14 protein-coding genes are annotated in these 16,004 nt (G+C 44.3%); 1 reads left to right on the top strand and 13 read right to left on the bottom strand.

From position 1 onward, the window contains the following. Positions 1 to 644: 644 nt before the first annotated feature. From K1I80_RS06690 to K1I80_RS06640, 11 genes are all read right to left on the bottom strand, one after another. Positions 645 to 2,783, bottom strand: a complete 2,139-nt coding sequence (locus K1I80_RS06690; protein WP_223313790.1) for an ATP-dependent Clp protease ATP-binding subunit — start codon at positions 2,781 to 2,783, stop codon at positions 645 to 647. Between the two features lie 479 nt (positions 2,784 to 3,262). After that, entirely contained in the window at positions 3,263 to 4,414 is a 1,152-nt protein-coding gene (locus K1I80_RS06685; RefSeq protein WP_223313789.1) for an iron-containing alcohol dehydrogenase, read from the bottom strand. 189 nt (positions 4,415 to 4,603) lie between these two features. After that, on the bottom strand, positions 4,604 to 5,032 hold the full coding sequence (locus tag K1I80_RS06680) for an RbsD/FucU family protein (protein WP_124765747.1): 429 nt from the start codon (positions 5,030 to 5,032) through the stop codon (positions 4,604 to 4,606). Then, positions 5,033 to 6,517, bottom strand: a complete 1,485-nt coding sequence (locus K1I80_RS06675; protein WP_223313788.1) for a rhamnulokinase — start codon at positions 6,515 to 6,517, stop codon at positions 5,033 to 5,035. A 42-nt stretch (positions 6,518 to 6,559) separates the two neighbouring features. Continuing rightward, positions 6,560 to 7,642 carry an ABC transporter substrate-binding protein gene (locus K1I80_RS06670; RefSeq protein ID WP_002907949.1) on the bottom strand — a complete coding sequence of 361 codons (1,083 nt, stop codon included), beginning with the start codon at positions 7,640 to 7,642 and terminating at the stop codon, positions 6,560 to 6,562. Between the two features lie 56 nt (positions 7,643 to 7,698). After that, positions 7,699 to 8,658: an ABC transporter permease gene (locus K1I80_RS06665; protein ID WP_223313787.1), complete on the bottom strand. Its 960-nt coding sequence runs from the start codon at positions 8,656 to 8,658 to the stop codon at positions 7,699 to 7,701. Positions 8,659 to 8,706: 48 nt separating this feature from the next. Next, positions 8,707 to 10,203 (bottom strand): sugar ABC transporter ATP-binding protein, encoded by a 1,497-nt coding sequence (locus tag K1I80_RS06660; RefSeq protein ID WP_002907947.1) that lies wholly within the window; start codon positions 10,201 to 10,203, stop codon positions 8,707 to 8,709. Between the two features lies 1 nt (position 10,204). Then, positions 10,205 to 10,567 (bottom strand): PTS lactose/cellobiose transporter subunit IIA, encoded by a 363-nt coding sequence (locus K1I80_RS06655; RefSeq protein WP_004185308.1) that lies wholly within the window; start codon positions 10,565 to 10,567, stop codon positions 10,205 to 10,207. Between the two features lie 4 nt (positions 10,568 to 10,571). Further along, positions 10,572 to 10,868 carry a PTS sugar transporter subunit IIB gene (locus K1I80_RS06650; RefSeq protein WP_002916544.1) on the bottom strand — a complete coding sequence of 99 codons (297 nt, stop codon included), beginning with the start codon at positions 10,866 to 10,868 and terminating at the stop codon, positions 10,572 to 10,574. A gap of 65 nt (positions 10,869 to 10,933) precedes the next feature. Continuing rightward, positions 10,934 to 12,700 (bottom strand): L-fucose isomerase, encoded by a 1,767-nt coding sequence (locus K1I80_RS06645; RefSeq protein WP_223313786.1) that lies wholly within the window; start codon positions 12,698 to 12,700, stop codon positions 10,934 to 10,936. Between the two features lie 21 nt (positions 12,701 to 12,721). Next, entirely contained in the window at positions 12,722 to 13,468 is a 747-nt protein-coding gene (locus K1I80_RS06640; RefSeq protein ID WP_002927999.1) for a class II aldolase/adducin family protein, read from the bottom strand. 185 nt (positions 13,469 to 13,653) lie between these two features. On the opposite strand from K1I80_RS06640, the gene K1I80_RS06635 reads away from it, so the two are divergent. Further along, the gene (locus K1I80_RS06635) at positions 13,654 to 14,406 is read left to right on the top strand and encodes a DeoR/GlpR family DNA-binding transcription regulator (protein WP_125340325.1); all 753 of its coding nucleotides are present in this window, start codon (positions 13,654 to 13,656) and stop codon (positions 14,404 to 14,406) included. 132 nt (positions 14,407 to 14,538) lie between these two features. Here the strand turns inward: K1I80_RS06635 and K1I80_RS06630 are convergent, their stop codons facing one another. Together K1I80_RS06630 and K1I80_RS06625 are read right to left on the bottom strand one after the other, a co-directional pair. Continuing rightward, positions 14,539 to 15,303 (bottom strand): amino acid ABC transporter ATP-binding protein, encoded by a 765-nt coding sequence (locus K1I80_RS06630; protein WP_223312136.1) that lies wholly within the window; start codon positions 15,301 to 15,303, stop codon positions 14,539 to 14,541. Between the two features lie 12 nt (positions 15,304 to 15,315). Continuing rightward, a complete protein-coding gene (locus tag K1I80_RS06625; protein WP_223312135.1) occupies positions 15,316 to 16,002 on the bottom strand; it encodes an amino acid ABC transporter permease in 687 nt (228 codons plus the stop codon). Positions 16,003 to 16,004 lie beyond the last annotated feature (2 nt).

Genomic DNA, 16,004 nt, shown 5'->3' with positions numbered 1-16,004 from the left:
AGATTGTTTCCGCATAACACCGCCGTTTCTGAGCAGTTTCGTCAGGCGACTTATTATCATTCTACGAGCGTTTTCAGGTGTACTAGCAAGCGATTCTTTAAAAATAAATAACTACATTTAAACATTTCGAAAGTACAAAATCTCTAAATCAGCCATTCAAAAACTGGCGTAAATTACGCCTGAATATTCTCACGCCGAAGAAAAATTCTCTGTTCATCGAACTTTCGAAAACTCCAAAAAACTGGCTCCCTCATCTGTTTTAGATTGTAAAAAATACATCGAAAATGGGCTGGACTTCTTCTCTGATGAGAGTTATCATTGTCCAGTAATAAATGTTTAACAGATAAGGAAATTATGGACGATTATAAAACCAAACAAGAATTTATCCAAACTTTGTTTCATTTTACCAATACTTCCTAAGCAAGCCTGACTTTTCATCAGCATCAGATTTCAATGTTTTTCTTTTTTGTATACCTAATAGCATCATTTCTTTTAGGTGTTGTCAAGAAGGATTAAGTTGAGATCTTGAGATAAATGCTAATTTATTTCCAGAAAGGGGATTTATTTGGAGTTCCTACTCAACAAAAAAGACCTGCCTTCATCTAAGAAGGAGGTCTTTGAAAACTTAATTAACTTAGTAAGCTTTATTCTGCCTGCTTGTCTTTTTCAGATGCGTCAGCACCCTTTTCACGAATAACTAAGACACCATCTTCCAAATCAGCTGTCAAGTGCTTAGCATCTAGATTATCCAAGTGGAAGTCAGTCACCTTGTCACGGATTTGCTGCTCGATGACACGGCGGAGCGGACGAACACCCATGACTTGGTCATAACCAGCATCGCGCAGGAATTCCTTAGCTGCATCAGATACAGCCAGATCAATTTCTTTCTTGCTCAAGGTTTGATTTACTTCGATCAGCATGAGATTCACAATCTCCATCAAATCTTCTTTCTTGAGATGAGAGAACTCAATAACCGCGTTGAAACGATTGAGGAATTCTGGACGGAAGTAAGCTTTGAGTCGATCCATCAGATCAGGTTTTTCTGCATCCTCTTCCAAGCTAGCTTCGTAGCCAAAGCCAGCATTGGAAGTCGCAATGATGACCGTGTTCTTGAAGTTGACTGTATTCCCTTGACCATCTGTCAAACGACCGTCATCCAGAACTTGAAGGAGAAGGGTAATCACTTGTGGATCCGCCTTTTCAATCTCATCCAAGAGAATGATAGAGTAAGGATTGCGACGCACACGCTCGGTCAGGGTGTTGTTGTTGTCATCATAGCCGACATAGCCTGCAGTGGTACCAATCAGCTTGGAAACGGCAGTCCGGTCAGAGTATTCAGACATATCCAGACGGATGATGGCCTCTTTAGTACCGAACATATCTAGAGCTAGTTGCTTAGCCAGCTCAGTCTTACCAACACCAGTTGGTCCAACAAAGAGGAAGCTTCCGATTGGACGGTTGCCTTCATCAAATCCTGCACGGTTACGGCGAATAGCTCTAGCCACAGCTTCTACAGCCTTATCTTGGCCAATCACCTTGGCTTTGAGACGGTCATTCATTCCCTTTAGGCGCTCAATGTCGCTGGCACCCATTTGAGATACCGGCACACCCGTCATCCGTTCAACAGATTCTGCTACGTCGTTGACTGTAGCCGTCACCTTCATATCCTCGGTGTGGTTTTGAATTTTCTTTTCCAGCTCTTCAATGCGAGTCTTAGCATTCAGAGCTGCTTCATAATCTTCTTTCTCAACAGCCGCTTCCTGTTTGTTTTTCTGTTCAGCAATCTCATTTTCAACCGCATGAACATCAGTCACTGGATGCTGGGCTGCCAAGTGGGCAGCAGTCACGTCGACCAGGTCAATCGCCTTGTCTGGCAGGCTCCGTTGTGGAATATACTGAATAGAGTAGTCCACAGCCGCTTTCAGCACTTCATCTGGCAGGATGACATTGTGATGCTTTTCATACAGGTCCCGAATGCCTCGAAGGATCTGATAGGTATCTTCTGCAGACGGTGCATTGACCTTGACTTCATTGAAACGACGAGCTAAAGCTGCATTTTTAAGGATAGTATTGCGATATTCGTCCTGAGTAGTAGCCCCGATGACGGTCAACTCTCCACGAGAAAGCGCTGGTTTGAGAATGTCCGCCATGCCCTTAGAGCCACTATCTCCACCGATAGATCCTGCTCCTAGGATTTGATGGATTTCATCAAAGAAGAGGATAATGTTGCCGGCTTCCTTGACTTCATTGACCAAGTTTTGGATATTTTCTTCAAAGCTACCACGATATTGAGTACCAGCTTCCAGACCGGAAATATCAACAGAAATAACTTCCTTATTCTTGATAGCAGCTGGCACATCACCATTGACGATGGCCTGAGCCAATCCTTCTACGACAGCTGTCTTACCAACTCCGGCATCTCCGACCAGAACCGGATTATTCTTAGTCCGGCGAGAAAGGATTTCAGCAGTTTCTTGGATTTCCTTATTGCGTCCAATGACTGGATCTAACTTTCCATCACGCGCTTCCTGAGTCAGATTGCGACCTAGCTTAGCCAGGATGCCATCCTGCTTAGGACCATGAGCAGTAGCTTGTCCAGTCTGCTCACCTGTTCCTTGACCAGGGAGCTTACCAGTAGCACGGTACTGAGCAAACTCTTCCGGTGTGACCTCTCTACCATTAATCAAGTAGCGCCGGTGTTCGCTGTTGTAGCCACCCATGCGCCCCATGAGTTGGTTGAAAAGGTCGTCCATATTGTTAAAATTGTTGTAGTTGTTGTTCATAGCATTACCTCGCTTTTTTCATATTTTGCTTTACATAATTTTTATTTTTACCAAAATTTCAGATAAGAAATCTTTTCCTTATCTACTATAAATATTCATTTGGGAGATCTTCTCCTATTCATTGTTTTACATAATTTTTATCATTTTCAAAAATCAAGACTGACTCAGTCTCTATTTTTATAAGTGAATTTGATCTCTTTCAGAAGAAGATAATTTTACATAACTTTTAATCCTCCCAAAGATAATCGCCTTCCGGCTTTATTTTCATCTTCTGAATCAATTTTTCGTAAACTTTTTTGTTTACAGTTGTAATTTTACCATGATAGAATTTATTTGTCAATAGATTTTACATAATTTTTTGAAATAAATTTACAAATGTAATCAAAATTATCATTGAGGACCTTTTCATTCCTATAAAACAAGCCCTGCAAGCTAGAGTCATGCAGAGCCTTGTTTGTTTCAGCAGAATTTTTTCGTTCTTAGAAGAGTTCTTTATATAAAGCAATCGTTTCTTCTAGAGTTGGCATGAATGGATTGCCTGGCGCACAAGCATCAATCAAAGCGTTTTTAGATAGGTATTCAAAATCAAAGTCTTTTTCATCGATACCAAGTTCAGTGAGTTTCTTCGGAATACCAACCGTTTCAGACAGTTTTTCGATTTCAGAAATAGCATAATCTGCACATTCTTCGTCAGTCTTGCCTTCGATTTGCAGACCAAGAGCTTTGGCAACATTGCGGAAAGCTTCTGGTACCCGTTTAGCATTTTCACGCTCTACAACTGGCAGGAGCATGGCACAGCAGACACCGTGTGGCAGATTGTAAACTGCCCCAAGCTGGTGAGCCATAGAGTGAACATAACCTAGACCAGCATTGTTAAAGGACATACCGCCAAGGAAGATGGCATTCACCATGCCTTCACGCGCTTCAATATCATGGCCATTTGCAACCGCACGAGGAAGGTATTCCTTGATAAGTTCAATAGCTCCGATAGATAATTTCTTGGTAACGCCGTAGGCTCCTGGTGTGACGAGAGCTTCGACTGCGTGAGTCAAAGCATCCATCCCTGTTGCTGCTGTGAGGGCGGCTGGTTTGGATACCATGAGTTCGGGGTCATTGACTGAGATCAGGGCCAAGCTATTCTTGTCCACCATAACCATCTTAACCTTGCGTTCTTCATCTGTGATGACATAATTAATGGTAATTTCAGCTGAAGTTCCCGCTGTAGTATTGATTGCCACTACTGGCAGACCTTTCTTAGCAGACTTGTGCAAACCTTCGTAGTCTTGTGGTTTGCCACCATTTGTCGCAATAACTGAAATACAGCTAGCCGCATCTTGCGGTGAACCTCCGCCAACACTGATGATGAAGTCACAGTTGTGTTCCTTGAGAGCAGCTACACCATCCATGACGTTCTTACAAGTTGGATTTGGCTCAACATCGCTGAAGACCACATACTGGATGCCTTCCGCATCTAATGGTGCTAGGATTTGGGGCAGGATATCACTGCCTTCGATAAACTTATCTGTCACCAGCAAGGCCTTGCTATACCCCAGCTCCTTAACATAAGGCCCAACTTCCTTGACAACACCCTTGCCAATAAGATTTACAGCGGGTACGTAAAATGTAGACATATATTTTCTCCTTTTTATTTATATTGTTAATATAATGATACTGCAAAATTTTGCTTTTTGCAAGAATTTTTGTGATTTTTTTAACAAGTTAATTGATTAAAAAAAGCAAAGGAAGTCCCAGATAAGGATGCGGAACAAGGATACTCCTTTCCAGAAGCAACCTTGCCCATCTCTTACCTGTTTTTTTCATTAGCTGGCAATGACACCTTTTTTCAAAATGATGTTACCGTATAGAGCTCCTTCGCCCGTTTGGATGACCAAATAAGCTTTTTCCGCCTGCTCATAGAAAGCAAAGCGTTCAAATTCTTTGATGGCTGTATCTGGATAGTGCTTTTCTAACAAAGCCTTGTAGTCATCCCAGATGACTGGTACGGTCGGATCGCCCGGCACTACCTGCATAAGACCTGCTTGGTAGTCGCTATAAGTATCCAAGGGCAGCACAGTCAAGATAGCATCTAGCAGTGCTGGAACTCCGTGGCCGTCACAGCGAACAACCCGCTGACCAATCCGATGGGCAGGGAAGTTTGCATCAGCAATGACCACTTCATCTCCGTGGCCCATCTCCATCAGATACTTGACCAATTCTGGACTTAAAATAGTTGGAATATGCTTTAACATCTAGCTTCCTACTTTCATACTTGCTTGAAATTCTTGATAGGACTGAGCCAAGTCTGAGCCTTCTTGAGGCTGGTATTGCTTGGTCTTTTCTGAATCCTTGATGAGCTTTTGGGCAGTCTGCCGATCTTGAATCTCACCCAAGGTCAAAAGCTGTGCCAAGATATTTCCCAAAGCGCTGGCTTCAATCGGCCCTGTTAGGACTGGTTTCTGGCTTACATCAGCTGTCAGCTGGCAGAGCAGTTCGTTTTGGATACCGCCGCCGACCATGTGAATCTGCTCGATTTTCTGACCGGTCAGGCTCTCAATTTGCTCCACGGTTTGACGGTAGGCAAAAGCGAGACTTTCCAAGACCACTCGGACAACCTCTCCTTTGCTTTGCGGAACAGGCTGGTTGGTCATATGGCAACGCTCCTTGACCTTAGCCTCCATGTCTCCCGGAGCTGCAAAAATAGCATCATTGGGGTTAATCCAAGAGCGATTATTCGTGACGTTTCTTGCTAGTGTTACCATTTCATCAAAGCTGATGTCCTCTCCTTGCAAGCGCCAGTCCCGCTGCAGTTCTTGGATAATCCAGAGCCCTGTCGTATTCTTCAAAATCCGATAGCGTCCGTCAAAGCAGCCTTCATTGGTCAGATTGGCCGCTAAAGCTTCCTGGCTGGTCACAGGATTCGGAGATTCTAGACCAACCAGAGACCAAGTACCGCAAGAGACAAAGGCTGTTGGCTGCTCACTGGCATAAGGAATAGCCAGAACAGCTGCCGCTGTATCATGACCAGCACCTGCAATGACATCAAAAGGCTCAATTTTCAGCTCTTGTGTAATCCGTGGCGACAGGCTTCTCAGGACTCTTCCTCCCTGTATCACCTCACCAAACCACTTTTTAGGAATCTCCAGCGTCTCAAAAACGCTGTCAGACCATGTCTGAGAATTGATATTGAGCAAACCGCTGCTGCTGGCAATGGTATACTCACTGGATAAAACACCTGACAAAAGATAGTTAATCAAATCCGGCATGAAGAGCACGCGCTCTGCAACTCTTGCCAAATGGGGCTTTTCCTGCAAATCAGCGAATATTTGCAAAACAGTATTAATGCAGGCAGGCTGTATGCCTGTCTCCTCAAAAAGCGCCTCTTTGCTGATTTTCTTATAAAAAGTTTCTTCGTATTGGCCCATACGATTATCACGATAACAATGCGGCTGGTAGAGCAGATCTCCGTTTTGGTCTAGGTAGGCATAATCCACTCCCCATGTATCAACGGATATGGATCGAATAGGAATCCCATCTACTGAAGCTTTCTTGATCCCAATCTTGATTTCTCCAAACAGATGCAGGATATTCCAATAAAGACCGTCATTCACGTTCATCGGCTCGTTTTTGAACCGATGAACTTCTGATAGCTGGATACTATGGCCATTGTAAATTGCTTGCATGACACGACCTGAACTAGCACCTAGGTCAATGGCCAGTAATTTCATCAATGTCATTCTCATCTCCTCCAATACACCAATCTTTATAATCGATTTTGATTATTGGTAAAGCAATGGTTTAATTTCATCAGAGTCGATGTTCTTGGCATCATACCATTTTGAGCCTGTGTCTACATCTTTGACTTCTTTTCCTTGAGCCGCTTCAATAGCTAATTTTACAGATTGATAGCCGATTTGAATTGGATCTTGCGTAACAGAGCCTACAAAGAGACCGTTGCGAATCGCATCTTGCTGCAAGGCACCTGAGTCAAAACCGACAGCCAAAATCTTGTCTGCACCGAGCTTAGATTCCTTGAAACTGCCATTTGCGTTGATGATAGCTTTAGCTGCAAATTCATTTGAACCGTAAATAGCGACTGTATCTGATTTTTCAAGTACAGTGGAAGCTTCTGTCTTACCTGCTGCATCGTCTACTTGAGCTGGTACACGAACTTCAATGATAGCTTTGGCATCTGATTCAGAGACATTATTTTTGAATTTATCATGACCAACAACAGCCGTTTTGATGCCTTTCTTTTCTAGCAACTCAACCATCTTGTCAATGAAACCGGAAGTCCGTTGTGTGATAGAGAGTGAGTTTGCTTCTTGGGAAACCACTCCGATACGAACCGGCTTATCGCCCAATTTCTTTTCTAGCATCGGGAATAAGTGTTCTGCTGCATTGGCACCAGCAGCATGGTTGTCTGTAGAGGCGGTTGCTTTGATTGCTCCGTCTGGTGCACCGGGAACCCCTGAGTCAAAACCAATCAGCGGGATATTCTTCGCTTGGGCTTGTTTAATAGCGTCTAGCTCTGATTCGGTATCAAGTGCTGCTAAGGCAATCGCATCTGGATTTTTGTTAATGGCATTGTTCAACTGTTCCAATTGTTCTGCGATAGCGGTTTCATTTTGAGGGCCGACAAAAGTAATCTTAGCGCCAAATTCATCTGCCGCTTGTTCAGCACCCTTATTAACAGCTTTCCAGAAGTCATGTTGGAAGCCTTTGGCAATTACTTCTACCCGATAGTCTCCACCCTTGCTGTTTGTTGCTTTATTGCTGTCTTTCTTAGAAGAGCAAGCAACTAGTCCAATCGCAGCAGCAGCAAGAAGGGCCGCAGTAGCAAATTTAAATGATTTTCTCATGATAAAAGCTCCTATTATATTTTATACACTCATATATATGATAGCGAGGGCTGTACTTATTTCTTCTTATTCTTGCGAATGAAAATATCAAAGTAAACAGCGACAATAACAACGAAACCAGTAATAAAGAGTTGATAGTGGGGCTGTAGGTCGATATAAGGCAAACCAATTTTCAGGACTGACATGATGAAGACCCCGATAATGGTACCAATAACAGATCCGACACCGCCAGCTAGAGAAGTTCCCCCTACTACGACACCGGCAATCGCATCCAGCTCCATACCGTTACCAGTACCTGGCAGAATCGTAGAGTAGGTGGCCGCATAAGCAACAGCAGCAAGTCCTGCTGACAAACCGCCTATGACATAGGCCATGCCTTCCCATTTGACGACATTGACCCCTGACAGACGAGTGGCTTCTTTATTGGAGCCAATCGCGAAGATATAGCGGCCAATTTTTGTCTTGTTTAATACTACCGCAGCAAGGACAGCCACAAGCACCAGCACAATCAAGCCTGTCGGGAAATTATCCTGAGTTCGGAATAAATCTTTGTACCAACCTTCACCTGTTCCACGAAGAGGGAAGGTTACACTTTGGACGTTTGAGACAATAGAGCTCAGACCGCGGGAAATCATCATCGTACCCAGTGTCGCGATAAAAGGCGGCAAACCGAATTTTGCGACCATGATTCCATTCAGCAGGCCGAATAATCCTCCAATGACTAGAATAGCCAGCAAAGACAGCCAGAGCGGCCAGCCCATCTTGGTATGAAGGACGCCCCCGATAATAGCCGAGCACATCATCACCGTACCAATAGAGAGATCAATACCACCTGTAATGATGACAAATGTGACCCCAATGGCAAGGAAACCAATGTAATATGACGCATCTAAGATACTGACTACCGTATCAAACGAACGAAATGATTCGCTGGAGATGGCAAAGAAGGCAAAGATTACCACCAAGGCAATCAAGGCAATCAGCTTTTGTAAACCAACTGTTTTTTCTAATTTCATCCATAAGGATTGTTTCTCTTCCATACGTAAACACCTCTGTTTTCACTTTTAACGGTCAGTCGCTAGCGCCAAGATTCTCTCTTGTGTTGCTTGGCTAATATCCAGCTCACCCGTTTTTCTACCTTCACACATAACTACGATTCGATCGCTCATCCGTAAGATTTCCGTCAGTTCTGACGAAATCATGATAATGGATTTGCCTTGAGCAACCAAATCATTCATCAGTGTGTATATTTCACTTTTGGCACCGACATCAATCCCTCGTGTCGGCTCATCAAAGATTAAAATATCACTATTTTGTTCCAGCCATTTGGCGATGACCACTTTCTGCTGGTTTCCTCCCGAAAGATTGCGAACCAGCTGTTTGGATGACGGTGTCTTGGTATGTAAAGATTGAACAAACTGATCACTTGCCTTGACAATAGCACCATCATCAATCAAGCCAGCCTTGATATACTTATCAAGATTGGTTATAACCGTATTGTTGGCAATGGTCATGTCCACGATACAGCCAAAGCGCTTGCGGTCTTCAGATAAGTAGCCAATCCCTTCCCGAATGGCATCCTGGGGAGAATTGATACTCACTTCTTTCCCATTTATAATAATGGAACCGCTTTCTTTTTTGTCTGCGCCAAACAGCAAACGGGCAACTTCTGTCCGACCGGCTCCCATCAATCCTGAGAAGCCTAGAATTTCACCCTTATGGAGTTTGAAACTCACATCTTTAACGGCCGTTCCAGCACAGAGGTTTTTCACCTCCAGCACCACAGGAGCATCTTCTGCTACTGTTGACGCAGCCTTAGGATCTTCATAAATCGTCCGTCCAACCATCATAGAGATGATTTCATCCTTGGTGGTATCTTTGGTATTGACCGTGCCTACATACTCACCGTCCCGCATAACAGTCACGCGGTCTGTGATTCGGGCAATCTCATCCATCCGGTGAGAAATGTAGATAATACCGACACCTTTTGCACGCAGGTCGTCAATGATGACAAAGAGCTCATTGATTTCCGATTCAGTCAGGGCTGCTGTCGGTTCGTCAAAGACAATCACCTTGGCATCCATTGAGAGGGCCTTGGCAATTTCGACCATTTGTTGTTTCCCAACTGTCAGATTTCCTACTTTTTCAGTTGGGTTGATGTCTAGTTTTAAGAGACTAAAGAGTTCTTTTGCTTTCTTAATACTGGATGCATCGTTAATAAAGAAGCTGCCTTGAACTTCTTCCCGTCCTATAAAGATATTTTGAGCCACTGTTAGATGGTTCATCATATTCAATTCTTGGTGAACGATAACGATTCCTGCGTCCATTGCTTCCTTGGGCTTGGAATAGACCACCTCTTCTTGATTGTAATGAATGGTACCCTCATTTGCTCCATAGATACCAGTCAAGACCTTCATCAAAGTGGATTTACCAGCCCCATTTTCACCCATTAGAGCATGCACTTCACCAGCCCGCAAGTCAAAATTGACCCCTTTTAAGGCTCGGACTGGACCGAAGCTTTTAACAATGCCCTTCATTTCTAATATGACAGGATGATCCATGCTACTCACCTACCTGTTCCAGTTTTGCAATTCTTGCTTTTAAATCTTCGATTTCTTCTATTTGATTGAGAAATACGGCGGCCAATTCGAGTAATAAATGGCTATTCATAAAATGGTCCTGAGCATGGACCGCCAGCAGACTTGGAGGATTGGCTTGACCACTCAGTTCAGACTGGATAAGGCTGGTCTGTAAGTTGTGAGCCTCCACGCTGAGTTTTCTCGCTTGTTCCAACTCAGCATTTGCTTCTTCCTTCTGACCTGACTGAGCCAACTCCAAACTCTGCATGACTTGCGCAGTCACTTTACTACTCTTGATAATCAGTCGCATCAGCTCTTGGCTTGAGCCTTTGTCTTGTCCTGCCATAGGCCTAGTCCATCAATACTTCAGCCTGACGAAGTACTTCTTCGCCTCTCATCAACTCGAAATCTTCATCACTAATGACTGCGACTGGCACCTGTAGGCTTGCTTTAGCCTTTTCTTCTAAATAGGCTAATTGCGGACTGAGCAATAAGACATCAATATTCTTCAAGTTATTCATACCCGTAATCCCAATGGAATAAAAGGAATAATCCAATTGGTCACGATGAATAACTTCATTGATTCGCTCTACCAGCATACTTGTTGTTAAGCCACCTACGCAGGCTAGAATAATTGTCTTGGTCATCTAAGCTACTCTCTTTCTATTGGATAGGCTGCATGCCCAGAAAGAGGCACGCCCACCCAAAATCTTTATTTATGAATTGGCCCTAATAATTGGCAAGCACGGTAATCGGCTGATTCCAAATCTTCTGTGCCAAACAGTGACCAGTTCTTGGGACGGAAGATGTCTTCCTCTGGCACATTGTGCATATTGACTGGGATACGCAGCATGGAAGCCAACGTAATCAAATCCGCTCCGATATGGCCATAGGTGATAGCACCGTGGTTTGCTCCCCAGTTGTTCATAACATCATAGACAGACTTGAAGGCACCTTTTCCTGTCAAACGCGGTGCAAACCAAGTGGTTGGCCAGCCTGGATCTGTCCGATTATCCAAGGTATGATGCACTTCCTCTGGCAATTCCAAAGTATAACCTTCAGCGATTTGTAAGACTGGACCTACGCCTTTCAGGATATTCAAGCGCACCATGGTCACTGGCATATCGCCCTTGGTCAAGAAGCGAGTAGAGAAGCCGCCACCACGGAAGTATTCGCGATTGGCTGGTGGGAAGTCTGTGTTTTCAAGCATCGCATCCACTTCACTCTGCTCCAATTCCCAGAATGGCTTGATGACTGGCTTGCTATCTCGACTGGCTTGCCCCGTTCCATCTAGGGTACAAGAGCCAGAGTTAATCAAGTGTAGGAAGCCATCAGCTGCCTGGCCTTCCAACTGATGCCCTGTTACACGTTCTACCGCTTCTGGACTCCAATAAGTCCGAACATCTGCGAAGATTTGCGGTGTATTTGTCAAGAGATAGTTAAAGAGCATAGACACACCGTTTAGCGAGTCATTTTCTGTCGCAAAGACATAAGGCTTACGAATGCCGTTCCAGTCAAACTGAGTATTGAGGAAGGTTTCCATGAAGTCCCCGTTCGGGAAGTGGTCGGTCCATTGACGCTGACCTTGGAAGCCAGCAACCAAGGCATGATGCCCAACAGCTTCTTCCTCAAAGCCAAGCTCAGCCAAGCGAGGATTGCCTTGCATAAGGTCCCGGCCAATCATGAACATCTTGACTACAAATTCCCATTGTTTTGCTTTTTCTTCTGGAGAAAGAACCAAGTCCTCACGGTTGCGATCCACACCCTCTTTGATGTGCTCTTTGACCCAAACCATGGCCCGTTCAAATTCTTCGTGGTCATAAATGCCTCGGTCAATCCGACGAGTAAACTCCGTCATATCAACTGATTCATTGCGCATACCCAGGTATTCTTGGAAGAAGTCAGGAGTGACAATGGAGCCACCGATTCCCATAGAGACGCTGCCCATGGACAAGTAAGCTGTGTCACGCATCAGTCCTGTTGCCAAAGCGGCCCGACTATAACGGAGAATTTTTTCTTTTACATCTTCTGGAATTTCAGTGTCGCTAGCTTCCTGGACATCTCTGCCATAAATACCAAAAGCTGGAATACCTTTTTGTGCATGTGAAGCCAGTACTGCAGCGAGATAAACCGCTCCTGGCCGTTCAGTGCCATTGAAGCCCCAGATTGCATGCGGAATATCTGGTGACATATCCATGGTTTCACTACCATAGCACCAGCAGGGTGTCACTGTGATAGTCGCGCAGACATTTGATTTTTTGAATAATTCATGTGATGCGGCTGCCTCAGGCACACGTCCGATGGTAGATGGCGAAATAACACATTCAACAGGCTGACCGTCGGGATATTTCAAAGTTGAGCTAATCAAGTCAGCCACACTTTTAGCCATATTCATGGTTTGTACTTCTAGTGATTCCCGAACACCTTGGCGACGTCCGTCAATGGTTGGACGAATTCCAATACGTGGATGTTGAGTCATAATCATTTCCTCCGATGCTTCTTATTCTTTGATGCTTCCGTCACCATTATATTTACGATAACCAGGGTGACGGCCTGTGACTTTATAATTGGCCCGCATTGCAAACAAGCGTTCCAAGGTTGGACGAGAAATTTCTTCCTCCTCAACTCCCTTAGTAGAAAGCAACATGCGTCCGTGGAAGGTGGTCTTAGCAACCAGCTCTAAGGTTTCCATCCGATAGTAAGCTGTAATCACATCACTTCCTACAGTCAGGGCACCATGATTTTCAAGTAACATGACATCATGTTCTGGCAAGTACGGGGTGATGGCATCTGGCACTTCCATGGTAGATGGCACGCCAAAGGGAGTGATAGGAATTGCTCCTACTACAATGGCACTCTCGATCAAGGAATAGGTATCAAGCGGAATATGAGCCAGCGCAAAGCCAGTCGCAATTGGCGGATGCGCGTGGACAACAGCATTCACATCCTCCCGTTCTTCATAGCAGCGAATGTGCATCTTGATTTCACTGGATGGACGATAGCCGTCCTGAGCCTCGATAATCTCCCCTTTTAGATTGAGCTTGACGAGTTTTTCAGGCGTGATAAAGCTCTTACTGATACCTGTTGGCGTTGCAATAATGGTATCTTGGTCTAGACGGACTGAGACATTGCCGTCATTAGCGGCTACCCAGCCTAGTTGCCACATCTTGTGGCATACATCACATATTTGTTCGCGGATTATTTCTTCTTGATGATCCATAATCTCACTCCTTTCTGGATTCATCATAGTATTTTTTGTAAGCGCATTCAATACCTGTACCTTTAATTGATAAATAGCCAACTTTTATATAACAATATGGCCAAAAATGTTCATAATCGTTCAATCTAATGGTTACTATATTGATTTTTTTTCGTTTATTGTGTTATAATGTGACCATAAATGTTCAGCTTTGTTCATCGGTGGAGGTCACTATGGTTTCTTTGGAACGAATGAGTCGAATTATAGACATTCTCAGCAAGCGAAAGATTATTGCAACCGCCCAACTTGAAGAACTTTTGTACTGTTCTACATCAACGCTTCGACGGGACTTGATTGAGCTAGAAAAAGAGGGGAAGATCATCCGCTCTCATGGTGAAGTCATGCTGATTACGGCTAATAATGTAGAATATGTGTATTCTGCTCGCGCCCGTGAAGAGGAAAAAAGCAAGCAACAAATTGCTGAAATTGCTTCAACTTTTATCACTCATAACCAGTCTATCTTCATTGACAGCTCTACGACTGCAGCTATGCTCATTCCGCATTTGGCACCTTTCCAGAACCTACGTGTCATAACAAATGGTATTGAAGCAGCCCGTCAGCTAAATAACTTTGAAAATGTCACCCTCTTTTTATCAGGCGGACACATTGGCTGCGGAACCAATTCTGCGCTGGGCGATTTTGCTGCCAACTTCATCAATAATTTCCATGCAGACTTGCTCTTCTTTAGCTGCCGCGGATTGGATCGCTACGCTGCCTACGAAGCCAATCACAATCAGGCACATATCAAGCGCGAAATGATCGCTAATAGTGACAAGGCAATTCTATTGGCCGACCACTCTAAGTTTAACACTAGTCATTATTTCAAACTTTCCAACTATTCTAGCCTGGATTGCATTATCACCGACCAGGCACCAGTTGAATCCTTCCAAAACGCTGTCGGCAGCCAGTGCGAAATCCTCTGGTAAGCAACTTTCTTTAAACACAAACTAGACCAAGATAAGCCTATCTCGGTCTAGTTTTTTGTCTATCTTTTTCATTATTGAGCCAAAGGATAACAGCGTTCTATCAAAAATAAAAATCTGGACAGAATCCAGATTTCAAATCATATATTCTACACTATAGCTGGCATCCGACAGAATGCGAGACAAAAACTGTTTGGTCCGCTCTTCCTTTGGACTGCTGAAGAATTCCTGGGGAGGATTTTCTTCGACGATGTGACCTCCGTCCATAAAGATGACATGGTTGGCCACATCACGGGCAAAGCTCATCTCGTGGGTCACAACGACCATGGTCACTCCCTCCTGAGCTAGCTGCTTCATGACACTAAGAACTTCGCCGACCAGTTCCGGATCTAGAGCCGAAGTTGGTTCATCCAGCAGGATAACGTCTGGCTTGACGGCAATGGCACGCGCAATCCCAATCCGCTGCTGCTGGCCGCCTGATAGCTGCGAAGGATAGTAGTCCTTGTAGGCCAAGAGGCCCACGCGCTTCAAAGACTCTTCCGCAATCTTAAGCGCTTCTTCCCTCGGTATCTTACGAGCTATCACTAAGCCTTCTAAGATATTTTCAAGGGCTGTTTTATTGGCAAAGAGATTATAATGCTGGAAGACAAAGGCTGTCTTTCTACGAATTTCCAAAATCTCCTTTTTGCTAAGTTTAGCCAAATCATAGTCCTTACCAGACAAAGTCAGCTGGCCGCCATCCGCTTTTTCTAAGTGATTCAGACAGCGCAGAAATGTTGTTTTCCCAGAGCCTGAGGGTCCCAGAATAACCACAACGTCACCTTGATTGACCTTGAGACTGACATCTGTCAGCACCTGGTGCTCTCCAAATCGTTTGGAGATATGTTTTACTTCTAACATAATCTTTCCTTCCTAAGCAAGAGCGTAGCGCTTTTCCAAGCCCCTAAAAATCCACTGAATCAAGCCGCAAATAATGAGATAAATAACAAAAATCACCAGATAAGACTCTGAATACTGGTAAGAATGGGAGGCCTCTATCTTAGCCAGTGCTGTGATATCCTTGACTGTCATGACAAATACCAACGAAGTTCCCTTGACTAGATTGATAACTAGATTGGCCAGATTGGGCAGGGCAGAGCGCAGAGCCTGAGGAAAAACAATCCTCCGATAGGCTTGAAAATTCGTCAAACCAATCGCTTGAGCCGCCTCCAACTGTCCTTTATCCACTGTCAAAATGGCTGAGCGCAGTATTTCCGACAAACTGCCTGTCGTCATCAGGCTATAGATGATGAAAGCATAGTAAAGCGGATTGAACTTAAAGACGTCTACCTGACTGCCCAGACTTTTAAAAATTTGATTCAGTAAACTAGGAAAAAGACTGTAGAAAAAGAGAATAAGCAAAATAGGAGGCGTCGCCCGAATGAAGGCCAGATAAACCACCGAAAAGGTCCGCACACCCCAAACTTTATAAATCTGCCCCAGAGCTAGAAGCAGAGCCGGAATAAAGCTGAGCAGAATAGCAACCACCATAATAATCAGGGTTACCGGTATGCCTTTCAAAGTAACCAGAAAGGTATTTACAATATAATTCAAATCCATGC

This window comes from Streptococcus sanguinis (assembly GCF_019929225.1).
GTDB classification, from domain to species: Bacteria; Bacillota; Bacilli; order Lactobacillales; family Streptococcaceae; genus Streptococcus; species Streptococcus sanguinis_J.
This window is presented reverse-complemented; position numbering and strand designations above follow the sequence as displayed.

Bases quoted from the DNA above. Each gene is read 5' to 3' on its own strand.
- K1I80_RS06675 (WP_223313788.1), bottom strand. From the start codon at position 6,517: ATGACATTGATGAAATTACTGGCCATTGACCTAGGTGCTAGTTCAGGT.
- K1I80_RS06665 (WP_223313787.1), bottom strand. From the start codon at position 8,658: ATGAAATTAGAAAAAACAGTTGGTTTACAAAAGCTGATTGCCTTGATT.
- K1I80_RS06670 (WP_002907949.1), bottom strand. From the start codon at position 7,642: ATGAGAAAATCATTTAAATTTGCTACTGCGGCCCTTCTTGCTGCTGCT.
- K1I80_RS06645 (WP_223313786.1), bottom strand. From the start codon at position 12,700: ATGACTCAACATCCACGTATTGGAATTCGTCCAACCATTGACGGACGT.
- K1I80_RS06690 (WP_223313790.1), bottom strand. From the start codon at position 2,783: ATGAACAACAACTACAACAATTTTAACAATATGGACGACCTTTTCAAC.
- K1I80_RS06680 (WP_124765747.1), bottom strand. From the start codon at position 5,032: ATGTTAAAGCATATTCCAACTATTTTAAGTCCAGAATTGGTCAAGTAT.
- K1I80_RS06640 (WP_002927999.1), bottom strand. From the start codon at position 13,468: ATGATGAATCCAGAAAGGAGTGAGATTATGGATCATCAAGAAGAAATA.
- K1I80_RS06660 (WP_002907947.1), bottom strand. From the start codon at position 10,203: ATGGATCATCCTGTCATATTAGAAATGAAGGGCATTGTTAAAAGCTTC.
- K1I80_RS06685 (WP_223313789.1), bottom strand. From the start codon at position 4,414: ATGTCTACATTTTACGTACCCGCTGTAAATCTTATTGGCAAGGGTGTT.
- K1I80_RS06625 (WP_223312135.1), bottom strand. From the start codon at position 16,002: ATGGATTTGAATTATATTGTAAATACCTTTCTGGTTACTTTGAAAGGC.
- K1I80_RS06630 (WP_223312136.1), bottom strand. From the start codon at position 15,303: ATGTTAGAAGTAAAACATATCTCCAAACGATTTGGAGAGCACCAGGTG.
- K1I80_RS06655 (WP_004185308.1), bottom strand. From the start codon at position 10,567: ATGGCAGGACAAGACAAAGGCTCAAGCCAAGAGCTGATGCGACTGATT.
- K1I80_RS06650 (WP_002916544.1), bottom strand. From the start codon at position 10,868: ATGACCAAGACAATTATTCTAGCCTGCGTAGGTGGCTTAACAACAAGT.
- K1I80_RS06635 (WP_125340325.1), top strand. From the start codon at position 13,654: ATGGTTTCTTTGGAACGAATGAGTCGAATTATAGACATTCTCAGCAAG.